19 protein-coding genes and 1 other RNA gene are annotated in these 20,950 nt (G+C 50.5%); 6 read left to right on the top strand and 14 right to left on the bottom strand.

Annotated features, from left to right (window positions below):
• From CWE14_RS07055 to CWE14_RS07020, 8 genes are all read right to left on the bottom strand, one after another.
• The gene (locus CWE14_RS07055) at positions 1-612 is read right to left on the bottom strand and encodes an energy transducer TonB (RefSeq protein ID WP_126789879.1); all 612 of its coding nucleotides are present in this window, start codon (positions 610-612) and stop codon (positions 1-3) included.
• Between the two features lies 1 nt (position 613).
• Positions 614-1,015, bottom strand: coding sequence for an ExbD/TolR family protein (locus tag CWE14_RS07050; protein WP_126798747.1), 402 nt, complete (start codon positions 1,013-1,015; stop codon positions 614-616).
• A gap of 12 nt (positions 1,016-1,027) precedes the next feature.
• Complete coding sequence (locus tag CWE14_RS07045) at positions 1,028-1,555, bottom strand: MotA/TolQ/ExbB proton channel family protein (RefSeq protein ID WP_126789881.1); 528 nt, start codon at positions 1,553-1,555, stop codon at positions 1,028-1,030.
• A 2-nt stretch (positions 1,556-1,557) separates the two neighbouring features.
• Positions 1,558-2,919 carry a MotA/TolQ/ExbB proton channel family protein gene (locus CWE14_RS07040; RefSeq protein ID WP_126798746.1) on the bottom strand — a complete coding sequence of 454 codons (1,362 nt, stop codon included), beginning with the start codon at positions 2,917-2,919 and terminating at the stop codon, positions 1,558-1,560.
• Positions 2,916-3,701 (bottom strand): DUF3450 domain-containing protein, encoded by a 786-nt coding sequence (locus CWE14_RS07035; protein WP_126798745.1) that lies wholly within the window; start codon positions 3,699-3,701, stop codon positions 2,916-2,918. The genes CWE14_RS07040 and CWE14_RS07035 overlap by 4 nt, the downstream gene beginning before the upstream one ends.
• A gap of 263 nt (positions 3,702-3,964) precedes the next feature.
• Complete coding sequence (locus CWE14_RS07030) at positions 3,965-5,155, bottom strand: aspartyl/asparaginyl beta-hydroxylase domain-containing protein (RefSeq protein WP_126798744.1); 1,191 nt, start codon at positions 5,153-5,155, stop codon at positions 3,965-3,967.
• A gap of 60 nt (positions 5,156-5,215) precedes the next feature.
• Complete coding sequence (locus CWE14_RS07025; RefSeq protein ID WP_126798743.1) at positions 5,216-6,760, bottom strand: 2OG-Fe(II) oxygenase family protein; 1,545 nt, start codon at positions 6,758-6,760, stop codon at positions 5,216-5,218.
• 224 nt (positions 6,761-6,984) lie between these two features.
• A complete protein-coding gene (locus tag CWE14_RS07020; protein ID WP_126798742.1) occupies positions 6,985-9,828 on the bottom strand; it encodes a TonB-dependent receptor domain-containing protein in 2,844 nt (947 codons plus the stop codon).
• 494 nt (positions 9,829-10,322) lie between these two features.
• On the opposite strand from CWE14_RS07020, the gene priC reads away from it, so the two are divergent.
• Positions 10,323-10,868 carry a primosomal replication protein PriC gene (gene priC, locus CWE14_RS07015; RefSeq protein ID WP_126798741.1) on the top strand — a complete coding sequence of 182 codons (546 nt, stop codon included), beginning with the start codon at positions 10,323-10,325 and terminating at the stop codon, positions 10,866-10,868.
• A gap of 18 nt (positions 10,869-10,886) precedes the next feature.
• Here the strand turns inward: priC and CWE14_RS07010 are convergent, their stop codons facing one another.
• Entirely contained in the window at positions 10,887-11,969 is a 1,083-nt protein-coding gene (locus CWE14_RS07010) for a tryptophan 2,3-dioxygenase family protein (RefSeq protein WP_126798740.1), read from the bottom strand.
• 171 nt (positions 11,970-12,140) lie between these two features.
• Here CWE14_RS07010 and CWE14_RS07005 point away from each other — a divergent pair, with 171 nt between their 5' ends.
• Positions 12,141-12,419, top strand: coding sequence for a late competence development ComFB family protein (locus tag CWE14_RS07005; RefSeq protein WP_126798739.1), 279 nt, complete (start codon positions 12,141-12,143; stop codon positions 12,417-12,419).
• A 16-nt stretch (positions 12,420-12,435) separates the two neighbouring features.
• Here the strand turns inward: CWE14_RS07005 and ffs are convergent.
• The 4 genes from ffs to CWE14_RS06985 form a co-directional block, all read right to left on the bottom strand.
• An RNA gene (ffs, locus tag CWE14_RS07000) (signal recognition particle sRNA small type) lies at positions 12,436-12,532 on the bottom strand.
• Positions 12,533-12,632: 100 nt separating this feature from the next.
• Positions 12,633-13,397 carry an enoyl-CoA hydratase-related protein gene (locus CWE14_RS06995; RefSeq protein WP_126798738.1) on the bottom strand — a complete coding sequence of 255 codons (765 nt, stop codon included), beginning with the start codon at positions 13,395-13,397 and terminating at the stop codon, positions 12,633-12,635.
• Positions 13,398-13,478: 81 nt separating this feature from the next.
• Positions 13,479-14,681 (bottom strand): hypothetical protein, encoded by a 1,203-nt coding sequence (locus CWE14_RS06990; protein WP_126798737.1) that lies wholly within the window; start codon positions 14,679-14,681, stop codon positions 13,479-13,481.
• A gap of 8 nt (positions 14,682-14,689) precedes the next feature.
• On the bottom strand, positions 14,690-15,790 hold the full coding sequence (locus CWE14_RS06985) for a ketoacyl-ACP synthase III (RefSeq protein ID WP_126798736.1): 1,101 nt from the start codon (positions 15,788-15,790) through the stop codon (positions 14,690-14,692).
• Positions 15,791-15,999: 209 nt separating this feature from the next.
• On the opposite strand from CWE14_RS06985, the gene CWE14_RS06980 reads away from it, so the two are divergent.
• Genes CWE14_RS06980 through CWE14_RS06965 form a run of 4 tightly spaced genes read left to right on the top strand, consistent with a single transcriptional unit; the run spans position 16,000 to position 19,791 of the window.
• Positions 16,000-16,569, top strand: a complete 570-nt coding sequence (locus CWE14_RS06980; protein ID WP_126798735.1) for a YajG family lipoprotein — start codon at positions 16,000-16,002, stop codon at positions 16,567-16,569.
• A 3-nt stretch (positions 16,570-16,572) separates the two neighbouring features.
• Positions 16,573-17,193: a peptidylprolyl isomerase gene (locus CWE14_RS06975; RefSeq protein WP_420837101.1), complete on the top strand. Its 621-nt coding sequence runs from the start codon at positions 16,573-16,575 to the stop codon at positions 17,191-17,193.
• A 7-nt stretch (positions 17,194-17,200) separates the two neighbouring features.
• Positions 17,201-18,859, top strand: coding sequence for an AmpG family muropeptide MFS transporter (locus CWE14_RS06970; protein ID WP_126798734.1), 1,659 nt, complete (start codon positions 17,201-17,203; stop codon positions 18,857-18,859).
• Complete coding sequence (locus CWE14_RS06965; RefSeq protein ID WP_126798733.1) at positions 18,856-19,791, top strand: ketopantoate reductase family protein; 936 nt, start codon at positions 18,856-18,858, stop codon at positions 19,789-19,791. Before CWE14_RS06970 ends, CWE14_RS06965 begins: the two co-directional genes overlap by 4 nt.
• On the opposite strand, the gene ribBA is transcribed toward CWE14_RS06965, so the two are convergent.
• Positions 19,788-20,906 (bottom strand): bifunctional 3,4-dihydroxy-2-butanone-4-phosphate synthase/GTP cyclohydrolase II, encoded by a 1,119-nt coding sequence (gene ribBA, locus CWE14_RS06960; RefSeq protein WP_126789896.1) that lies wholly within the window; start codon positions 20,904-20,906, stop codon positions 19,788-19,790. The two genes, CWE14_RS06965 and ribBA, sit on opposite strands and share 4 nt — an antisense overlap.
• Positions 20,907-20,950 lie beyond the last annotated feature (44 nt).

Below are 20,950 nucleotides of genomic sequence, written 5' to 3'. Positions count from 1 at the left end.
TTACTCCCCCATTGTGAAGTCAAGTTGAACCGTCATGCCTTCCTGACGCTGCGGCACACCGTCAACAACTTGCGGCGCATAACGCCAGCGAGCCAATGCTCGGCGAGCTTCCTGGTCAAACACGCGGCGTGGTTCGGATTCAATGATTTCGATATCAGTGACTCCACCGGTTTCGTCAATGGTGAACCGTAAGCGTACCCAACCTTCGATACCATCACGCGCGGCGGCGGCTGGATAACGAGGTTCAATACGAACGATTGGCTGTGCATCACCATCACGACCTAATCCACCACCTGGACCTTGCAGGCCAGTATCGGTTCCACCTACATCTACACCACCCATGTCCATATTAAACCCAACAGAGTCGTCAGATGTATCTGGCTCACTGTCCGGCTGTTCAGGTGGCGCCTCAGGCGGTTCCGGAGGAGGCGGCGGAGTACGGCGACGCGTATCCACGTCCTGCTCTGGTGGCTCAGAGACAATATCGATCCGGGTGGGTGGCTCAGGGGCCTCAGCACGCTGAGCCCCACCACTGATCAAGAAAGCCATAAAGACAAACAGAGCAAACGTGACTGCGGCGCCTAGTAATATTGATACTATTACGCGCACCATATTAGTCGTTCTCCGCTGCTATCGAAATTTGAGCAATGCCAGCTTCTTTAACTTGGTCCATCACCTGTACTACAACACCATGACGCGCCCCTTCATCAGCCTGAATAACCACCATATCGGTTGGTTGCTCCGCCAAAAGGCGTTCAAGGTTAGCTGCAACACGTTCGACGTCGACCATTCGACGGTCCATCCACACTTCACCATTCTCACGAATAGCAATGAAGATGTTTGCCGAGGGCTTGTCTGAAGCTTGCGAGGCTTCCGGACGGTTTACGTCAATACCGGCTTCCTTCACAAACGAAGTTGTTACGATAAAGAAGATCAGCATGATGAATACGATGTCCAGCATCGGAGTCATATCCGCTTCGGCTTCTTCTTCAACGCGTAAACGATTACGTGCCATAATTCTTCTCTCTTAGTGATGTGGCAAGCTGTCTAGCAGTTTGTCCTGCTCGCGACGAATACGTGCATCGAGACGAGAAGCAAAGAACATTCCGGACAATGCCGCCACCATTCCAGCCATTGTTGGGATGGTTGCCATTGAAATACCGCCGGCCATCAAACGAGGGTTACCCGTTCCCTGTACCGCCATAACTTCAAATACTGCAATCATACCTGTTACCGTGCCTAACAGTCCGATCATCGGACACATTACGATCATGGTTTTCAACAACAGCATGCGTTCGTTCAGTTTTACTGAAACCTCGGAAACCCAGGCCTCACGGATTTTATGTGCATACCAGGATGTCGTATCTTTCCGCTCATCCCACTGCTTGATGATGCGTTCCCGATCTTTCGGGAACACACCAAACAGGTACCAGTAGCGCTCAATCATTACAATCCACATAACTAAGAGCGCTATAAAGACGAGGTATAAAACATCGCCACCTGTCGCAATAAAATCCCTGACAGTTTCCCAAAGCCCCATCAGGTAGAATTGCATGCTTACTCTCCCTTCTCCGCGTGAGAAGCAATGATTCCAGCAGCTTGCTCATCAAGAATCTGAACAATCGACTTAGCGCGGCCAGCAACAATGCTGTGCACAACAATCAATGGCAACGCTGCAATCAGACCCAATGCAGTTGTAACCAACGCCATTGAGATATCACCTGCCATGATACGCGGGTCACCGGTACCAAACAGAGTAATTGACTGGAAGGTTCCGATCATACCGATAACCGTACCCAACAGACCCATCAGCGGTGAAATAGCCGCCAGCACTTTAATAATGCCTACGCCGGAATCAATCTTCGGTGTTTCACGTAAGATTGCTTCGTCGAGCTTAAGTTCAAGCGTTTCAACGTCAACATTCTTATTGTCGTGATAAACCGTGAGGATACGACCCAGTGGGTTGTTGCCTGGACTCTCAGGATTCTTCAGCTGTGAACGAATCTGAGCACCAGCCATGGTTAAGGTTACTAGCTTATAGATAGCGATCAGTAGACCCACTATTAAAACAACCGTAATCGCATAACCTACCGTTGAACCTTCATGATAGCGTTCAGACAGTGTCGCTTTTTGCGTCAACAGACTTAAGATACCGCCACGAGCAGGGTCAAGGTAGACGCCAGCATAGCCTTCAGAGGAGTTCTCGAAGTCACGTGCTGCCTTTAAAATATAGCCGTCTGGTTGGCGACCCAATGGTTGAATCTGTTCAAGGTCTTCGTTGTAAAGTAAGTATTCACCATTTGAAATCAGGTTAAACGCACCAACACGGACGATTTCACGTGTTTCAGTACCACCTTCAAGCAAGGTTACTTCACCTTCAAAACGGCTTACGCGACCAGATTCACGCATTTCAGTCAGTAACGCGATCCACAGATCTTCCAGTTCGCTGATGTTTGGCAGTTCCTGAGCTTCCGCCAGGCTTTCCAGTACATCTTCACGACCACGATATTCTGCGCTCACTACTGAAGTCGAAATACGACCGATAGTGTCAGACGCTGCACCACGGATAACACCGAAGATTTCACCTAAGGTGCCAACCATGTTATCCAGTTCAGTTTCTTTGTTCGCAATGTCGATTTCGTTTTGTGCGAATTCTTCCTGCAAACGTTGACCGCGCTCTTCTTCTTGTTGCATCTGAGCTTCAGCCTGACTCAGCATTTGCTGACGGTCAGCACGCTCGTCCATAAAACGACGTTCGCGCTCCTGGTCAATTTGCTGAGCTGAGGCACGGTTTTCCTGCACAATGCGCAGTAAATCGTCCAACGAAGTTGCGTCCTGCGCACTTGCAGAGAACGCAAACCCGGCAACCAGAGATAAACCGGCTGCAGCGGATACTAATTGCTTAACTACCTGTTTCATTCTGCATTCTCCGGAGCTGGTACGGGTAAGCGCACGATGTCGACTTGTGTCTGGTTACGCGCCATACGGATTGCTTGTGTCAGCGGGTTCAGATAACTGCTGTCTAACTCAACCCATTCACGAGCGTCGTTGTCCCAACGCCATGCATTGCGCTGATCCAGTGACTGTGCAAGGAAAGAAACACGGCCAAGGTGGAAAAAATCAACCGATATAGTTTCACCGTCAACTTCCAGATCACCCTGATACGCATTCAACGCAACACCGTAGTCCATTTCTGCCTGATAGGCTTCCATGATCTGACGGAATTTTTCAGAGTCAGTCACATTAGACTGAGTCATGATTCCACGCAGGCGTTCAACGCGATTCGCGCGATTTTCGCTACGAATTGGAACATCCAGTTGCACAAACTCGTCCAGTGAGTCAATCATACGGTACATCAGAGGAACCACGCCACGACGAGTCTCTTCGATGCCGTCGATTTGACGTTGCAACGACTCCATAGTCTCGTTCTGATCGTTGACCAAGCGCTCAACGTGGTCATTGTAGACACGTAAGGCTTCAGTTTGGCTAACTACAGCGCGATATTCGGCAAGCAGCTCACGGCTCTGTTCGAACAGCGAATCAATGCGCTCTTGAGACTGAGCAGAGCTGCGATGAGTTTCAGTTTGCTCCGCTTGCAGGCGAGACAAGTCAACGTTGGCAGCAACTGTAGCGCTGCCCGCGACTGCCATAATACCTACTACGGCGGCGGCAATTTTGCTTCTATTGATTACTTTGGTCATAGTTCCCAACCAATTTGACTTAACTTTATGCTTCAGGAGCGAAACGCAAAACACCATAGTTCGGTGCTTGCGAGCCATCCGAAGCCCAGTTTGTGTGAGTGATGAAATATACGTTTTTCTACACTTGCAGCTGCCCTTAGGCGAAAGGGCAATAACTGAATACTCCCATGACATGAGAATACTGTCAACAGGGGATTCGGGCCCCGTTCAGAGCGAACCTGAGCCATAATTAACCTATTTTTAACAGCTTCAGTGTAGCTACTTTATATAGCAGAGATTGGTTGCGCTGGGTACTTTCGATTCAAAATACCAACAGTTTCCACAAACTTGCTGATAGCGGCTTTTTCGCTGTCTCGCAGAAACGGATTCCAGATATCAGCAAGCAACACGTAACGACTTTCGTCACTTCGGTTCCATGCCTCATGTAAGTAATTGTCATCAAAGGCAAATACTTTACCAGGCTGCCAGTTCAACTGCTCAATATCGACCACATTTAAGGCGCAGTTTGGCGGGATCTGCAAGCCCATATGTAACACTGAACGGCTGTTAGTAATACCGCGATGAGGTAACAAATGAGCACCAGGTTGTAGCACCGAAAAACAAACCTCGGGACTATGATCATTTATATGCACTAACGGTAAGTTACTTAACACCTCTGATGTCTTCGGACACTGGCTATGGGTATCGTCATAGCGTTGTCCATGGCGGTAGAAAAACTTCGCATCCCAGTCCCCACCTTCGGTCAGCCCATGTTTGTCTTCATCACGATAATTCTCAATATGAATATTTTGTGAAATAAGCGCATCCAGTTCACTTTTAATGGTTTCAAACTGAGATTCATAGTAGTCAATAAAATCGAGGTCACTGCGATCGAACACTGGCTTGGCCGGCAGGCCCGGGATATAGAGGAAGCCAGGCTGCTGCCGTGGATCTTCATAAACCTTCGGGATCTCGCCGCTGTACATGCGGATACCTTTGCTTACACGCTCTATTTCATCGGCCCCAAACTCCTTTTCAAGGTCACTTATCCAGCCCTCCATTACATCTCGCCGATGTTGCTCCGCATAGTCAACTGCCCGGGCAACCAATTTATGGGCCCAGGGAGCGGTTGACTCACTATTGAGCCAGAAGCCTTCCCCATTGGCCGTGCGCAAAGCAAACACATAGTGTTTAAAGGCGCCTTCAACATCTTTACGGCTGTCGTAATAACGCCCCAGCATCAGATGGGTATTATACGCGCAGGGAACTTCATCAACGACCCGGGTATAAAGTGCCTGCGGGTCCATACTCGATTCAATTAGTTCGTATAAACGCCCGAGCATTAACAGCAACCGCTCGTCTTTTGCATTTCGCGTCAGTAAGCGCTCAGTCACCAGCAGCGCAGCGGCATAGTCCTTCGCATGTAATAGTTGTTTTAGGCCTTCCTCGGTGGGTGGCTGTTGTTGTGTTGTCATAAGGTCACCTCGTACTACCTGGCAAGGAGGAATTTAATGATTCAAAGTATCTGCATTCAATCATCCGGGGATCAGGTCAAATGCGACCGTAATCCGAAAGTTGTTATCGGTAAATGCTTGCGTGCCGTGCCACATATATGATGGGAAAAAGACCACGTGGCCCGCACGCGGCCGAACCATGAAGTCGGCCGTATCGGTAATAGTCTGGACAGATTCTATCTGGCCAAATTTAATCCAGCCCTGCCCTTCCTTTTCAACTGCATTCGGGATTTGCACGTAATAGCACCCGCTTATCCAGCCTTCATTGTGAAAATGGTTCTGGTGGAACCCCTGTTCACGCAATTTCACCGACCAGGCCCCGGTAAACAGAATCTCTTTCGCCTTACGGCTCAAAAATGGATGTTCAGAATCGTCAGCAAGGTCTTCGATGTACTGCGTCAATTGCTGCCGAATAGCGTTTTCCAGCGCTTCTACATCCGATAGCCCCTGACGAAACAGGTGCCCCTGAGTTTGCGATCCTGAGCGTAGTGACTGGTTCAAAGGATGATTCTTATCACGGTGCAGGCTATCAATCTGGCTAATCAATGACTGATGAAATTCGTCCAGCGAGTCATACCCGGGAGGGCATTCAATCGGCATTACCCGCACGAAACGGTCGAAATCATATAACCGACGATACTCGTCGTAACACTGACTAAACTTCAGCGCTGTTGCCAGCAAAGCCCAGTCTCCTTGCTCGACCCGCTTCCCAGGCGACGCCTCTACTCGGTCACGAGCTAACCTCAGCGCCGTATCGGTCTCTCCGTTTGCCAATAACACCTTAATACGCAGTTCACCAATCGCATAACTGGCTAACCAGGCTGATGGCAGCTTTGCCAACCAGCTCTGCGCATCGACCGGCCGACCCTGTTGATAACAAAGCAATGCCGTACAATACTGATAATAAGGGCTCGACGCTTGCTCCGTGCCTTTCCCGCCATAGCTTGTCAGTACTTCTTGTGCCTGCTGCAGTAAGTTAAGACTGGTTAATTTCTGGATATAATCGACCAGAATGGTTTCGTGCCCAGGCACCTGTAACGCAACATCGTAGGGCCCAGACCAATCGCTTTCATTCTGTAACCAGCGGGTTTCCGCCCATAATTGCAGCGCTTTGCGGTTGAGGGGATCTTTCTTCAGCTGCTGTTTCAGCGCGACCAGCGCAAGCTTGATGTCTTTGTTCGTTCCCCGCAGAAGCCTTACCTGGGTTAGCAATTCCGCCGAACGCTGGTGCGCCGGGTTAGCCCGTTGAACCTTGCTTAACGCATCGATACAAAGGGTCCACTGCTGCCATTGAAAATAAATCAGAGCGAGGTTAAACCGGTAACTAAGCGCCCGGGGATCTTGTACACGCAGGTCCACCAACGCTAGGTTAAATAAGGTTTCTGCCGCTTCCAGCTGACCCACCCGATAGGCAGAATCCGCTGCCTGCCCGGCAATATTCAGTCGGGTCAGCTCTTCATAAGGAAGAACGCTGAATTTAGCCCAGGCCTGCGCAAACTGTTGTTGCTGATGAAAATAGCACGCCTGTTGTGCACTTTGCTGGATAGTAGATGGAGCTAATTGCATAAGAACGGCACCACGCGAATCAACAAACCGATACAAATAGTCAAAAATTAATTAACAAATTGTATCAAAATTCGGTGCTGCCATCCTAATTAAGATCAATATTTATTAAAAATAACCAACATAATTTATGGGCGGGCAAGACATAAAAAAAAGCCAGTCAGCAAGCTGACTGGCTTTTCATTCTTAGCAAACTACATCGAAATATAGCTTTGCCCTAAGGCTGCTTAGAAACGGTAGTTTACACGACCGTATAGGTAGCGACCTGCAGTGTCATACGACGAGTTCAGGGTGTTCATATCCTGGTTCGCGGTAACATATGGAGGTTGCTTGTCGAACAGGTTACGAATACCAGCGGTTACTGTCAGACCTTCGCTAACATAGTAGCTACCTTGCAGGTCATGATAGAAGTAGCTGCCAACAGAGTCAGACAGGTTCCATTCACCTGGACGCAGGTCATCAACACCTGACTGATAACGAGTGATTAAGCTCGCGTCCCAGTTATCCATGGCATAGCCAACGTGGAAGTTAGCACGGATGTCGAAGAACGCCGCACGACGGCCACCGAAGTTTGGATCCGCTGCGTACTTGCCAGCCAGGTCCAGTACGTCAGTACCAGATTGCGACTGATACTTGTACTCGTTCAGGTAAGTACCGTCAAAGCGCAGGCGCAGTTGACCGCCAGCAAGTTCCGTTGCCCAGTTAGCATCGAAATCGATACCAGAGGTTTCGAAGGTTGCGATGTTAGCAGTGGTCAACAGGATACCAGAAACGATACCGTCGTTAGCACGGTAGTCAGAACCTGGAAGTGACGGACGACCAATGATTGAATGACCAGGGCCTTCAATCAGATCACACGACGGGCTAGAGAAGTTTTCACTTGAATAGCAGTCCCGAACGATAGTAGTTGAGTCAGCGGAACCCAGACCATCTTCAATTTCAATGTTGAAGTAATCAACCGCTAAACTGAAGTTCTGGATATTGCTAGGCGACCAAACAAAACCGGCTGTGAAGCTGGTAGAAGTTTCTGGTACCAGATCCGGGTTACCACCACTGATTGAAGCTGATTGGTTGTTCGGTAGTTCAAAGTCCTGTGGCAGTCCTTCAGCAGCACAGTTCGCACGAATATTGTCGTTTGAGCTGCTTCCCCAGTTCAGACACGGATCCGTGTATGAAGTGTTGGTTTCTGCCTGCGGAGCAAACAAGTCTGAGATACCTGGCGCACGGAAACCGTCCGCATACGTAGCACGGATCAGTAAATCCTGTACCGGCACATACTCAATACCAAATTTAGTAGTAGTGTCAGAATCAAGGAAGTCATAATCAGTGTAACGAATTGCAGCTGACAGATCCAAGCGCTCAACACCTGGCATACCAGCTAACAATGGAACCGCCAACTCACCATACACCTCGTCTACTACGTAGGCACCTTCACTTGGTGCTGCAGTAACAGAGTAGATTTCACCAACAGTAGCACCGCCATCTGGAATGCTCTGATATTCCTGCCAGCGACGCTCATAACCAGTTGCCCAGCCAATTGGACCAGCTTGCAGGCCGAAGCTACCGGTATCACCAGTTAAGTTAGCCATTAACTGTTTAGTAGTGCCTTTGATAAGAGGCGAGTTCGGAATTGATGCGTAAGCGATCATTTCCGGTGTCAGAGTGTCTTCTGCCAGAGGGTTCCAGTAGCCAACGCCACCAGTTGCCGCAGTACAATCAGCATCATCTAAACAAGCTTCAGGGTTAAGCATCAGACCATAACGGTTCGGGTTAGCACGGCCAACATCCAGACGCGCGTCGACATAGCGTGCATAGTTGTATGACACATCCCACGCCCAACCGTTGTCCAGGTAGCCTTCAAGACCCATTACCATGCGGTAGTCTGAGAAGTCCTGCTGGAAGTTACGACCACCAGTTTCATACAGACGACGTGATACAGAAATATCTTCACCGATAGGGTTATCAGGGTGATCAGCAACCATGGTTGCGCCCCAGAAAGTAGCGTCTGCTGCCATTAACTGGTCTGACTGACGGTTAGTGAAACCACCTTCCAAAAATGCAGTAATGTCCTGAGTCAGGTCATAGTTTGCTGCGGCGTTAATTGAGAATACTTTTTGCGGAGTAACCATGTACGAGGCTGGTGCGTAGTTATATGCATCGCCTTGCGCAGAACTGAATGGACGCACAGCACCCGTTTCCTGGTCTACTACGTATGGACCACCAGTTGCGTATGGAGAGCCTTCTTGTAGTGAAGACCAGCTACCGTATGCATTACCGGTTGAGCCAGCGATAATACGCTCAGTACCAACGCGTTGAGGAACCGGGTCCCCATCGTCATCTAATACCGGGTCGCCATTCTCGTCAACCTGGAAGCCATCGTTAATAGCAACTTCAGCAAGTGGGTTACGTGAGAAGTCACGGTCGCCCTGCCAGATTGGCTTACGCTCAGAGTACTCAAGTGACAACACAGTGTTACCACGGTTGCTTGAGTTACCAATGGTGAAACCAACACGAGAAGTCTCGCCGTCGCCTTCGCCAGTTACGTCGTATTGAGCTACAACTTCAGCGCCTTCGAAATCACGACGGGTAATGAAGTTAACTACACCGGCGATTGCGTCAGAACCATAGATGGTTGATGCACCGTCACGCAGTACTTCAACACGCTCGATAAACGACATTGGAATTGAGTTCAAGTCGCCTGATGCATAACGACGACCGTTAATAAGAATCAGAGTACGTGAAGAACCCAGACCACGCAGTGACGCCGATGCGAAACCTGCAGAGCCGTTGTTGGTTGCACGACCGTTCATACCACCACTCATGGATGGGATGCTGTGAATAAATGCTTCTACAGTAACGTGACCTGACGCTGCCAGATCTTCAGCACTGAATACTGTAATTGGGTTAGCTGATTCGATATCAGTACGTTGAATACGTGAACCAGTTACCTGGATACGCTCAACATCTGCACCATCTTGTTGTGCAATAGCCGAACCTACGAACGCCGTTGAAGAAGCGCCGAATAGCAGCGCGTAGCGCACAGAGCTGGCTAATTTATTATTTCTGTACATAGTCGTTCTCCCTGGAACTTTATGGTTTTAATTTTCGAATGTTTGCAATTTCCCCTGCGCTCATTCTGGTGCCAATTGTTCTGGCTGCAGATAGAGCTAGCAAGCCTTGCCAACATTACAGCTAGGTAATTTTTGACCTGCTCGTTCCATCCTAATTAATGTTAGAGACTAAATCAACAACGATTTTAACAAGTTCCCTTTACGTCTTTACCTTTAGCTAACACAAAACTAACTATTTTAACCGTTTTTAATCAAAAGCTTAGAGCTAAACCCCACTATTTATGCGGGTTAGCCACTAGGAGAGCCTTACAAAAAATATTGCATTTGACATAAGAACTGCATGAGAATTGAACAACGCTAGAGGAAAAACTTATGTAGAAACGTGTTATCTATATTAAAAATTATATCGGCAACAGACGAGTAATTAGAAAAAAACGGCTGTTTTCATGGTAAATTGATATCCTTAACCGGGATTAACTAGCGTCGGGTATTTTATGTCACCACCTGCACATTCATTTCAAACAGTACTTGAGCAATTGCTAACGCGCCTTCGTAACGAAGGTCGGCAACTGCCTAAGACGCTGCCCCGAGCCTGGTTTAGTGACGAGCTTTTCCACTGCCGCAGCGAATACAGCGCCGATTATTTGCGTGAAATTGAAGAAAATGCCCGCACCCTGGATAAACTGTCACCCCAGGCAAGTAGTTACGGCTATCTGAGCCAACGCGTAGAAGCCCAGCTACTGGCTTATACCCAGGCAATTCTGCGCGCCCGTAAGCCAGCCGCAAACTCCCGCTCGGCGACTGCACGAAGCGGTCAATCAACTAAACAGGACAGCGCCCGTAAAACCCTGAGCACGCTCCATCAGGATCTCGCTGAACACCACGAGTACGAACGCCGGCTGCAGGATAACTTACGCGAAGCACAGCAAAAGGCTGTCACCGGAACTGGCAAGCATGACGTCATTATCAAGTGTCAGCAGCGCTTATTGCGCTGCCAACGAGCGATTGCCGCGATTGAAAAGAAGATAGAAAGTAACTAGGCAGAGCGGATGCCTGACTTAGCCCCGACGCAGGGCATGCTTAACTTCGTCAGGCAGTGGCGGTAAAGCGGATTTAGGCAGTAAATAGGTTGCCAGGTTAAGCAAGTCGGTAAAGATGCGATTGCGTTCCGTCGTCTTACGCAGATAATCATGCCCGGAGGAGCCCCCGGTGCCTATCTTCGAACCCAACATACGCTGCACCATCATGGCATGGCGATAGCGCCAAATGGTCATATTGTCGTCCATATCAGCGAGACAACTGAGAACCTGAAACGGCAGGTTAAAGACCGGTTCTTCGCGGTACAGATTAATAAACAAAGCACCCTGCAACGCGCGCTGGGATAACCGCACCCGCCCCTCATCCTGCATTTTCTGATACAGCGTCTGATCGAAAAGTGCGGCGAAATTCTCGCGCGTACCCTCCAACTCGGTCAATTCAGCCTGCAGTTCATCAGCACTAAGTAAGTCGTTGTTACGCAGAATCGCTTCGTCTTTTGCCAGATTATCTTCGATAGTCTGCTTAAAATGGTCCGCAAAGGCGAAGTTATCGAGGCGTAAAAATGGCATTCGCGCTAACCAGTCATCGACACATTCAAACAACCCGGGTTGTTGCTCCAGCCCAGTCAGGTAGGCCCGATCGGCATCGTTAATTCGATTGTAGAATGACTGCTGGTCAAACTTAATTCGACTGTCTCGTTTGAGGCCAAGACTAATTTCAATTTCTTTAAACTGGATACTCTGAAAGCCCGACGCTGGCACCAGATAGTCACGAAACTCGAGAAAATCCTGTGGTGTCATGGTTTCCATCACGCCAATCTGCTGATTCAGCAACTGCTGGATTTTACCAATCCGGTTTAAACGGTGAACCACGGTCATCAGTGACTCATCCGCGATATGGTCGGCACGGAAAATACTCAAGACAGAGCGCAGTTCGTGTAAAACCTGCTTAAACCAAAGCTCATATGCCTGGTGCACAATAATGAATAAGGTTTCATCATGGGCTGGCGGCCCGTAGTGTTCGCTCTGTAAATGTTGCGCGTCAAGCAGTTTGTCCAGCTGCAGGTAATCGCCATAGTAAACTGCGTCTTTGTTCTTTTTCATCGTTTGTTAACCGCATCAGATGTATATACAGCACATTTAAACAGCCCTGCCCCTACTTCGCAAGGTGGCACTGCATGGCACCCTGAATTTCTTTACCTATACTCAGGGGTAGTATAGGTTAATGACAGTCATTGCCTGGCCTCAGGCACACTATAAAGAGGGGGAACTATCATGAAATGGGACGACGACATCCATAATTATTATGAAAAACTGGTGGTCGAACATATCGATGCACTGGAGCTGGAGAAGCGCCACGACAGTAGCTTTTTAGCTGACCTCTGTTGCATGGTTCTGAACCAGTTACCGAGTCGTTATATTCGTCATGAAGTGGATATGGAATTCTACTTGTCAGATCAGGAACGTCAGGATATGCAAACCAAAGTTGAGCGTGCCATTGAGCGAGAGTACGGGGAACTAAAAGAAAAACTAAAAGGGCAGAAAAGCGCTTAGAACTAAAAGGTGGTGACCCCACCAGCCACACCCCGGCACACACATCCCTGACTACGGCTGCTCCCTTCCGGGCCTGACCGGGTTCGCCAGTTCGTGTTGCGAGGGGACCCGTGGGGCCACCGCTGCGCATTATCTATGATGGCCCTTGCAAATGCAAGGCAAGTCCCCCGGTTTACAGCCGGAATGCCTTCATTTGCTTGCTTTTCAAGCAATTTAACGAGCTTTGTTGGTGGTCGCCTTGCCCGCCGCTTTTTCAGCAATTACCCGCTGCGCTTCATCGCTTGCTAATGCCTGCATAAATACCTCCAGTTCACGGTCAATGCGAGCAGACGTACTCTCTACGGGTTGCTTTAACAAGGCTTTGCTGCGACGAAGTGCTTGCGGCGGCTTAGCTGCCAGTTTAGCCGCTACTTCAGCCGTCACTGCCTGCAATCTGGCGTTTGTCACCACCCCATTTAATAAGCCCATTTGCAGCGCCTGTTCCGCGTTGAACGGTTCTCCGAGTAACAGCAGCTCGGCCGCTTTTGGGTAGCCAACGGTTTGTGGCAGCAACAGACTTGAGCCCGCTTCCGGTACCAGTGCCAGATCGACGAAAGGCAAGGCAAATACAGCATCCTCGGCGGCGTAAATCAGATCACAATGGAGTAATAGCGTGGTCCCGATGCCTATCGCCATACCCTGCACCGAAGCCACTAAGGGCACCGTTAACTGAGGTAACCGTTTCAGCAACTGAAAAACCGGAGCTTGTGGGGTTAGCTCTCCGTGACGGAGAAAGTCACCAAGATCGTTACCGGCGCAAAATGTATCGCCTTCGGCGCTGAACACCACGGCATGAATACTGTCATCAGCCTCTGCCTCATTCAGTCCATCGAGTAAAGCCTGGTACATGTCCTGAGTCAGGGCATTTTTCTTGTTTACGCGGTCAAGACGCAAATGGAGGATCGCGCCCTCGCGTCGGGTAATAACAAATTCGCTCATGAGAATCCTATAAGGTTACTGGTTGTACCTGTTAACCCTACCAGTAAACAGCATCCATGGAAACCAGCGCAAGGATGATGCTTAGTGTTGCTCGAGGTAGTCAAATATCGCGTTGGCGCGATTGATACACTGCTGTACCCGGCGGGTTGCTTCACAGGCCGGTTCGCTTAACTCGGAGTTGCCAGCGACATTAGGCAAACTGGTGCAAAGGCGCTGTTCGACCTGGCCCTGTACTCTGATCCTAAAGTGCTGATACGCATCCTCAACCAATTCCGCACGCAGACTGTCGTCTCCGCGGCTGGTTAATGCCCGCAGCCCTTCGTTCATTTGCTCTGTGACTGGCGCTCTGTGCCATTGCGGTGCCGGCCCTTCCTCCATTAAATAACGCTCCAGTTCGACTTCAAGCGTATCGATTTCTGCCAGACAGTTGTCGGCGGCAGCACCTAACCCCTGTAACAACGCCTGGGTATTGGTTTGCTGACGGCTGGCCCCAGCGAAATAGTCACCTTCACTCAATGCAGTAAGCTTGGTCATATCCATGCTGGCTATGACCGCTGCAAACACTAACTGCTGGGCGTAGTAACGCCCTTCGTACTGGTCCAGCGCCGCCATTTGCTGACGCACAAATGCAGTCTGCTGGGCCAGATCCTGAGCCGGGATCCAGCCAATTTGTAAGGTCGGCGGAAAATAGGCCTCGACCCAGTACTCTCCGGAGTCCTGCAGCATAACCACATCCACCAGATACACCCGTTCGTCTTCACTCAGCCCTTCCAGTACTGCTGCATCCAAATCAGGCTCAGCCAAAATTACCGACCGGGAAGACTGTACATATAAGGGTTGTGCCTGGTTTACACGCGGCCAGCTTACCTCTTCAGCAAAACTCTGTTGTTGCTGAGCACGTTTGATCTCATAGCGCAGGTACGCCGCATCGTCCGCCAGCTCGCCCTGCGGACGATGCAATGCCAGCAGTCGGCTAAGTGCTTCACGGGAGCCTGAGTCCTGAAACTCTTGTTCATACCAATGCACAGCAAGCTCATACTCGTTAACCCCTTCCAGTTTCCGGGCAAGATGGAGACGAGTTTCTTCGCTACCGTCATCGAGCTGAGTCAGCATGGTTGCAAAGGAGGTGCGGCAGTCACTGCCACGTAATTCAAGCGCATGCTGAAACGACGAAGGCGTTGCACATGCAACGCCTTTTGTTCCGGTACTCGTACAGCCGCTGACCAATGCCGCGGCAGCTAAAAGCAGCGTTGCCATCGGCATGGCCTTGGGTAAACCAGCCATCTTTTATCTCAGTCCTTGCGGTTACGTTTTGCCAGCGCTTCTTTTGCACCTTGATGCAACGGCAAAATTAAGTCCAGAGCTGATTGTCCATTACCTTCCAGCGTTTTCTGGTTATTGCGCAGTGGCTTAACACGTTTGCCCCATTTAATAATACCGGCGCCGCAGGTAAGCCCACCACCGAATACCGCCGACACTATAGTGTCACCTGGCTTCACCATGCCGTTTTCTACTGCTTCAGCAAAGGCTATGGGCAAGGTCGCAGACGAGGTATTGCCGTACTTTTGAATATTCAGCATGGTTTTGCCTTCCGGCACTTTGCACATCTTGGCAAGGAAATCGATTAAACGCTTATTGGCCTGATGCGGAATCAAGGCATCGACATCATCCATGGTCATGCCGGTTTGCTGAAAAACATCTTCCACCGCCGCGCTCATACCTTTCACCGCGCGTTTGAAGATTTCCTGCCCTTCGAAGTTAAAGTCCATCACACCGTCAAAATTGTAACGGTCAAAGCTTAACCCAAAATCAAGTGCCAACACGTCACGCGCATCCGAGTCACAGCTTATCTTGGAAGCCAGTAAGCCACATTCTTCATCACTCGCTTCAAGCACCATAGCGCCAGCACCATCGCCAAACAGCACCGCGCTTTCGCGTTTAGTCCAGTCCAGAATCCGGGTTAGTCGCTCAGCACCGATAATCAGCACTTTTTTATGCATACCCGTACGAATACCGGCTGTCGCATTATGCATTGCATAGAAAAAGCTGCTGCATGCTGCATTTAAATCATAGGCTGCCGCGCCTGTGGCACCGAGTGCTTTCTGTACTTTCGAAGCCACGTTAGGAATGATTTCATCCGCGGTGCAGGTACCGACAATAATCAAATCCAATTCAGAGGGGTCCAGGTCGGCACAGGCTAAGGCATTTTCTGCCGCGATCTGAGCCAGTTTCGATGTCCCTACTGCACTCACCCGCCGTTCAGCGATGCCAGTACGACTCTGAATCCATTCATCGGACGTATCGAGGAAGGTTGCCAGATCGTCATTGGTCATGACGGCTGGTGGAACGCACTTACCCCAACCTGTTATTTCTGCGTACTTCTCTAATTTCATCTGTGAGACCTTAATATTCTTTTCTGCTTGCGGCTCGGCGCTTTTAGCGTCGCACTCAACGCAACTTTTTGCACCCAGGAGGTGACTGTAACTTCTCAATCGTATACCTTAACAGCATTGAAACCCAGGTATTTTGTCCCCGCCCTGATCTAAACCGCGGGTAACAGCCCTTGGGGTACAACAACAAGCAATCAGCAACGAGGGAAAGAATGATCAAACGACTTATTACTGTTACCAGGAATGTTACCCTGGCTGTCTGCACTATATTTACTTTAGCAGCCTGTCAAAGTGCGCCAGACCCTGTCGCGTTAAATCCACAGGTGGATACCACAGCGTCCGGAGCCAGTATCGCACTGAACGTACGAGACCAGCGAGCCCATAATCACGTTCTACGCTTAGAACATAGTGATCAGACCGCAGATTTTGCCACGGCTGACCCAAGTTTGGCTAGTCTGATCAGTGATCGCGTTGCAAAGCGCTGGGCACTCGACGACACCTCGGGTACACAACTGCAGGTAACCATTGAGGAAGCTGTTTTTGTGGTGAAACAAGGTTCACTGCGCCATGACACAGAACATCGTGTACGTCTGCAAGCCACATTAACCACTGCCGACGGTGAAGTCGAAAAGACATTTTCCGGCAGTCGTGAGTCCAATGGGCCTTTGCGCGCCGATGTAAAGAAGATCGAGGGCGAATTTGCCGCCTTACTGGCCAGCGTTCTGAATGATCTGGTCAACGATGACACCCTGAATCAGCACATTGTCGGTGAGGCAGAGTAAGCCATGCAACCTATAATCAGCGCCTGGGCTCGCCGGGCATCCCGCCTCATGCTTGCTTGCGCATTGTTGTTTAGCGCCAGCATTCAGGCCCAGGATATTCAACCCGATAATCTTTTTCCTCAGGTCAGAATGGTGACTGATCAAGGGGACATGGTGATTGAGCTAAACCGTATGCGCGCGCCAATAACCGTTGATAACTTTTTGCGCTATGTTGTCGCTGGAGCCTACGACAACACCCAGTTCCACCGGGTGGTGGCAGACTTTGTGGTTCAGGGTGGTGGCTACAAACCTGACTTCGAACCCATCGACACCGATGAGCCCATCTTCAACGAATCTGGCAATGGGCTGACGAATGACTTCGGTACGATTGCAATGGCCCGGGAACGCGGTCCACACACAGCTAAGAGTCAGTTTTACTTTAACGTAACCGACAACGAGAGCCTGAATCCAAGCGCGCGCCGCTGGGGTTACGCCGTGTTCGGTCGTATTGTTGAAAGTGACGAGTTACTCAGCAGCTTAGCGACAGTAGAAACCCACACCCATACGGAAACAGGGTATCAAGACGTGCCAGTGCAACCACTGGTGCTAAAACGGGTCGAATTACTGCCCCGTTCATCGCGTTAAGGACGCCATGATTTCCGCTCAACCGAAAGGCTGGCGCGAGGCTCTGGCGTTTTATACCCAACGTCGACTGCTTATTATCTTTTTGTTTGGGGTAGCCAGCGGCTACCCCTGGCTGATGATTGGTTCGTCCATGTCAGCCTGGCTCAACGAAATCGGCATCAACCGTACCAGTATTGGTTACTTCGGTGCTGTGTTTGCGGCCTATTCAGTCAATTTCCTGTGGTCACCACTAATTGACCGTGTTCGCCTGCCCTTCATGCATAAATGGTTAGGCCAGCGGCGCAGCTGGATTCTGCTCTGTCAGTTGGGGATTGCCTTTGGCTGTTTTCACCTTGCCAGCGTGGATTTAGCAGAAGGGCTGCGTTACGCCGCCATGGTCGCGCTCTTTATCGCCGTCTGTTCTGCCACTCAGGACATAGGCATTGACGCCTATCGTATTGATTCAATCGGTGAGAACGAAGCCCGGGTGCAATCCGCTGCTGCTGCCATGGCAACCGCCGGCTGGTGGACAGGGTATGGCGCCATCGGCGCCATACCGTTTTTTCTCTCGGATTTACCAGGTTGGGACTGGCCCCTTATCTATCAGGGGATGGCCGCGTTCATGCTGGTATTAACCGTGGGTGTCTGGCTCGCCCGGGAACCGCAAACCGCACGGCGAGCCCTGCAACTTGAGTCCGAGCACAAATATCAACGAATCGCCCGTGCCCGGCCCGGCAAAACATTAGCGCTGACCCTGCTAAGTGCCGTGTTTATCACCTCGGCATTGCTCGCCTGGAACTTTCTGCCGGGCGTTCTTTCTGCGATTAGCGCCTGGGCGTTATGGCAGCTAGTACTCTTGACCCTGATTATTCGCCTGTTGGTGCAATTACATTTAGAGCAAGCGCCAGCTGGTGAGCCATTATCAGATTCAGCTGACAACACAGCCGCCACCGCCATTAAACGATCTCACCGAATGATCGCCTGGATTATGGTGACCATGATCGAACCCATTTACGAGTTCTTTAACCGCAATGGCGTACGTATGGCACTTACCGTGCTGTTGTTTATTACCTTGTTCAAAGTGGGCGAGGCCTTCCTCGGCCGCATGTCGATCGTCTTTTATCAGGAAATTGGCTTTACCAATACCGATATCGCGATCTTTTCCAAATTGATGAACTGGTGGGTGACCATTTTATTCGCGCTCATTGGCAGCTACGTCAATATGCGTCTGGGGATTATCAAAGGTCTGATCATTGGCGGCAGCGCCATGGCCTTAAGCAACCTGTTATTTGCCGGTCTTGCCGTGGTCGGGCCTGATAAATCACTGTTCGTCATCGCGGTCATCTCCGACGGGTTTACCTCGGCCTGGTCGACAGTCGCTTTCGTCGCTTTTATTAGCCTGCTCGCCAACCGCGCCTTTACCGCCACTCAGTATGCGTTAATGGCGTCCCTCGGTACATTGGGTCGCACTCTGCTTGGGACATACAGTGGTGCCATGGTCGACTGGCTTGACGGCAACTGGGCCCTTTTCTTCCTGTTGACCACTGTGATGGTTATTCCTAGTCTGTTATTGCTGTGGACCATCCGCCATCGAATCTATGCCCTAGAAAACGAGAACAATCAGCGCCAGGCAACTGCAGACTTTGAACGTGACGAAGCAGCGGCGGCGAAAAGGAACGAGCAATGAACTGGCTCATCGTCGGTCATGGTGCACTGGCCAGCCTGTGGGCACACCACCTGCACGCAAACGATAAAAGCGTAAGCCTTATTACGCGGAATGCCAACACGGCGTCATCGGAGGAGGACTTTGTTCTCGAAACAAACAGCGAGCAGCAACATCAGCGGATCGCGGCAATTCCCTGGGGTCAGCTGGATACCTCCAGGCTTGATGGTGCGCAGCTACTTATCATGGTCAAGGCCTGGCAACTGGACGCTGTTCTGCAGCAGTTGGCTGATGTTTTAGCGCAAGGTAACGCCAAACCCAATGCGATTATCCTTAGCCACAATGGTTTGGGCGCCGCCGACGCGTTGGTACAGCGTCACCCGGAATGGCCACTTTACGATTTGGTGACTACCCAGGGTGCCTGGCGCAAAAGCCCCAGACACACGGTGCATGCCGGTCAGGGGGAATCTGTGATTGGCCCGCGCCAAACCGCTGCAGATAATGCCTGTGCGGCTCCGCCAGCATGGTTTACCCCACTCGCCAATGCGTTGCCACCATTAAACTGGGAGCCGGATATCCTGGTGCAACGGTGGCAAAAACTAGCCATCAACTGCGCCATCAACCCACTGGCGAGCCTCGCTGGAAGTAGCAATCAGGTATTACAAGACAGTCAATATAATGCAGAGATTCAGGCGATTTGCGCGGAGGTGGCCGCAGTTGCTGAGGTTGTGCTTGGTCAGGGACGCCTGATTGCGAGCGAGCTTGAGGCGCGGGTCTATACGGTAATTACAGCGACGGCAAATAACACCTGTTCGATGTTACAAGACCTGAAGCAGGGCAACCCAACTGAAATCGACTACCTCAACGGGTACATCGTTCAGTTGGGCGCAGCCTATGGCATTCCTACCCCAGTCAATCAGCGTTTATATAGTGCTATCAAAGCGCTGCAGGTTTAATGCTGATCTTCAATGAACTCAGTCACTTCAAGGCCAAAACCAGAGAGCGCTGAATAACGTTTCGGCGAGCTCAGCAGACGCATTTTATGCACACCCATGTCCGCCAGGATCTGTGACCCTACCCCGACATTACGCGACTGCTGGCTAAGCATTGCACTTGGCTTAGGTTCACCTTTGTCTTCGCGTTCAAAATGGCGAACCTGTTCAATCAGATCAAGTGGCGTTTGCTGCCGACCCAACAAGACCAGTACCCCACCTTCGTCGGCGATTTTACGCATCGCCCGGTACAACGGCCAGCTGCGCCGTGTAGCGCGTTCAGTGGCCAGTAAATCATTAAAGGTATCCTGCAGGTGGACACGCACCAGAACCGGCTCATCCGCTTTTACTTCACCACTACGCAATGCAAAATGGACCTGACCATCCACGGTGTCCTGGTATGTAACCAAGTCAAAGTCGCCATAGGCGGTCGGTAACTTACACTCGCCAACACGTTCGACGGTGCGTTCTTTAATCGAACGGTATTCGATTAAATCAGCGATGGTACCTATCTTGATACCATGTTCTTTGGCGAAAATTTCAAGATCCGGACGACGGGCCATGCTGCCGTCTTCTTTAAGTATCTCAACAATCACAGCGGCCGGTTCAAAGCCCGCCAGGCGAGCCAGATCGCAGCCTGCTTCGGTATGCCCGGCACGGTTCAGCACACCACCATCTTTTGCCTTAAGCGGGAAGATATGACCTGGCATCACCAGATCACTTGGTTGCGCGTCTTTTGCAACCGCCGCCTGCACAGTACGTGCGCGGTCAGCTGCAGAAATGCCGGTGGTAACCCCTTCGGCCGCTTCAATCGAGACGGTAAAATTGGTCGCATAAGGCGCGTTATTTTGATTCACCATGAGCGGTAAGCGCAATTGCTGGCAACGTTGTTCAGACAACGTCAGGCAAATCAAACCACGCCCATAACGGGCCATAAAATTAATCGCATCCGGGTTAACGCATTCGGCGGCCATAATCAGGTCGCCTTCGTTTTCCCGGTCTTCATCGTCCATCAAAATCACCATCTTGCCGGCTTGAATGTCAGCAATGATTTCTTCTGTCGTGTTCAGTGTGCTCATAATTTACCTGTCAGTTTGTCGGCAGGCTAAGTCGCCTGCCCGTT

Source organism: Aliidiomarina soli (assembly GCF_003986975.1).
Classification (GTDB): domain Bacteria; phylum Pseudomonadota; class Gammaproteobacteria; order Enterobacterales; family Alteromonadaceae; genus Aliidiomarina; species Aliidiomarina soli.
The sequence above is the reverse complement of the archived record's forward strand: the minus strand, read 5'-3'. Positions and strand labels throughout refer to the sequence as shown.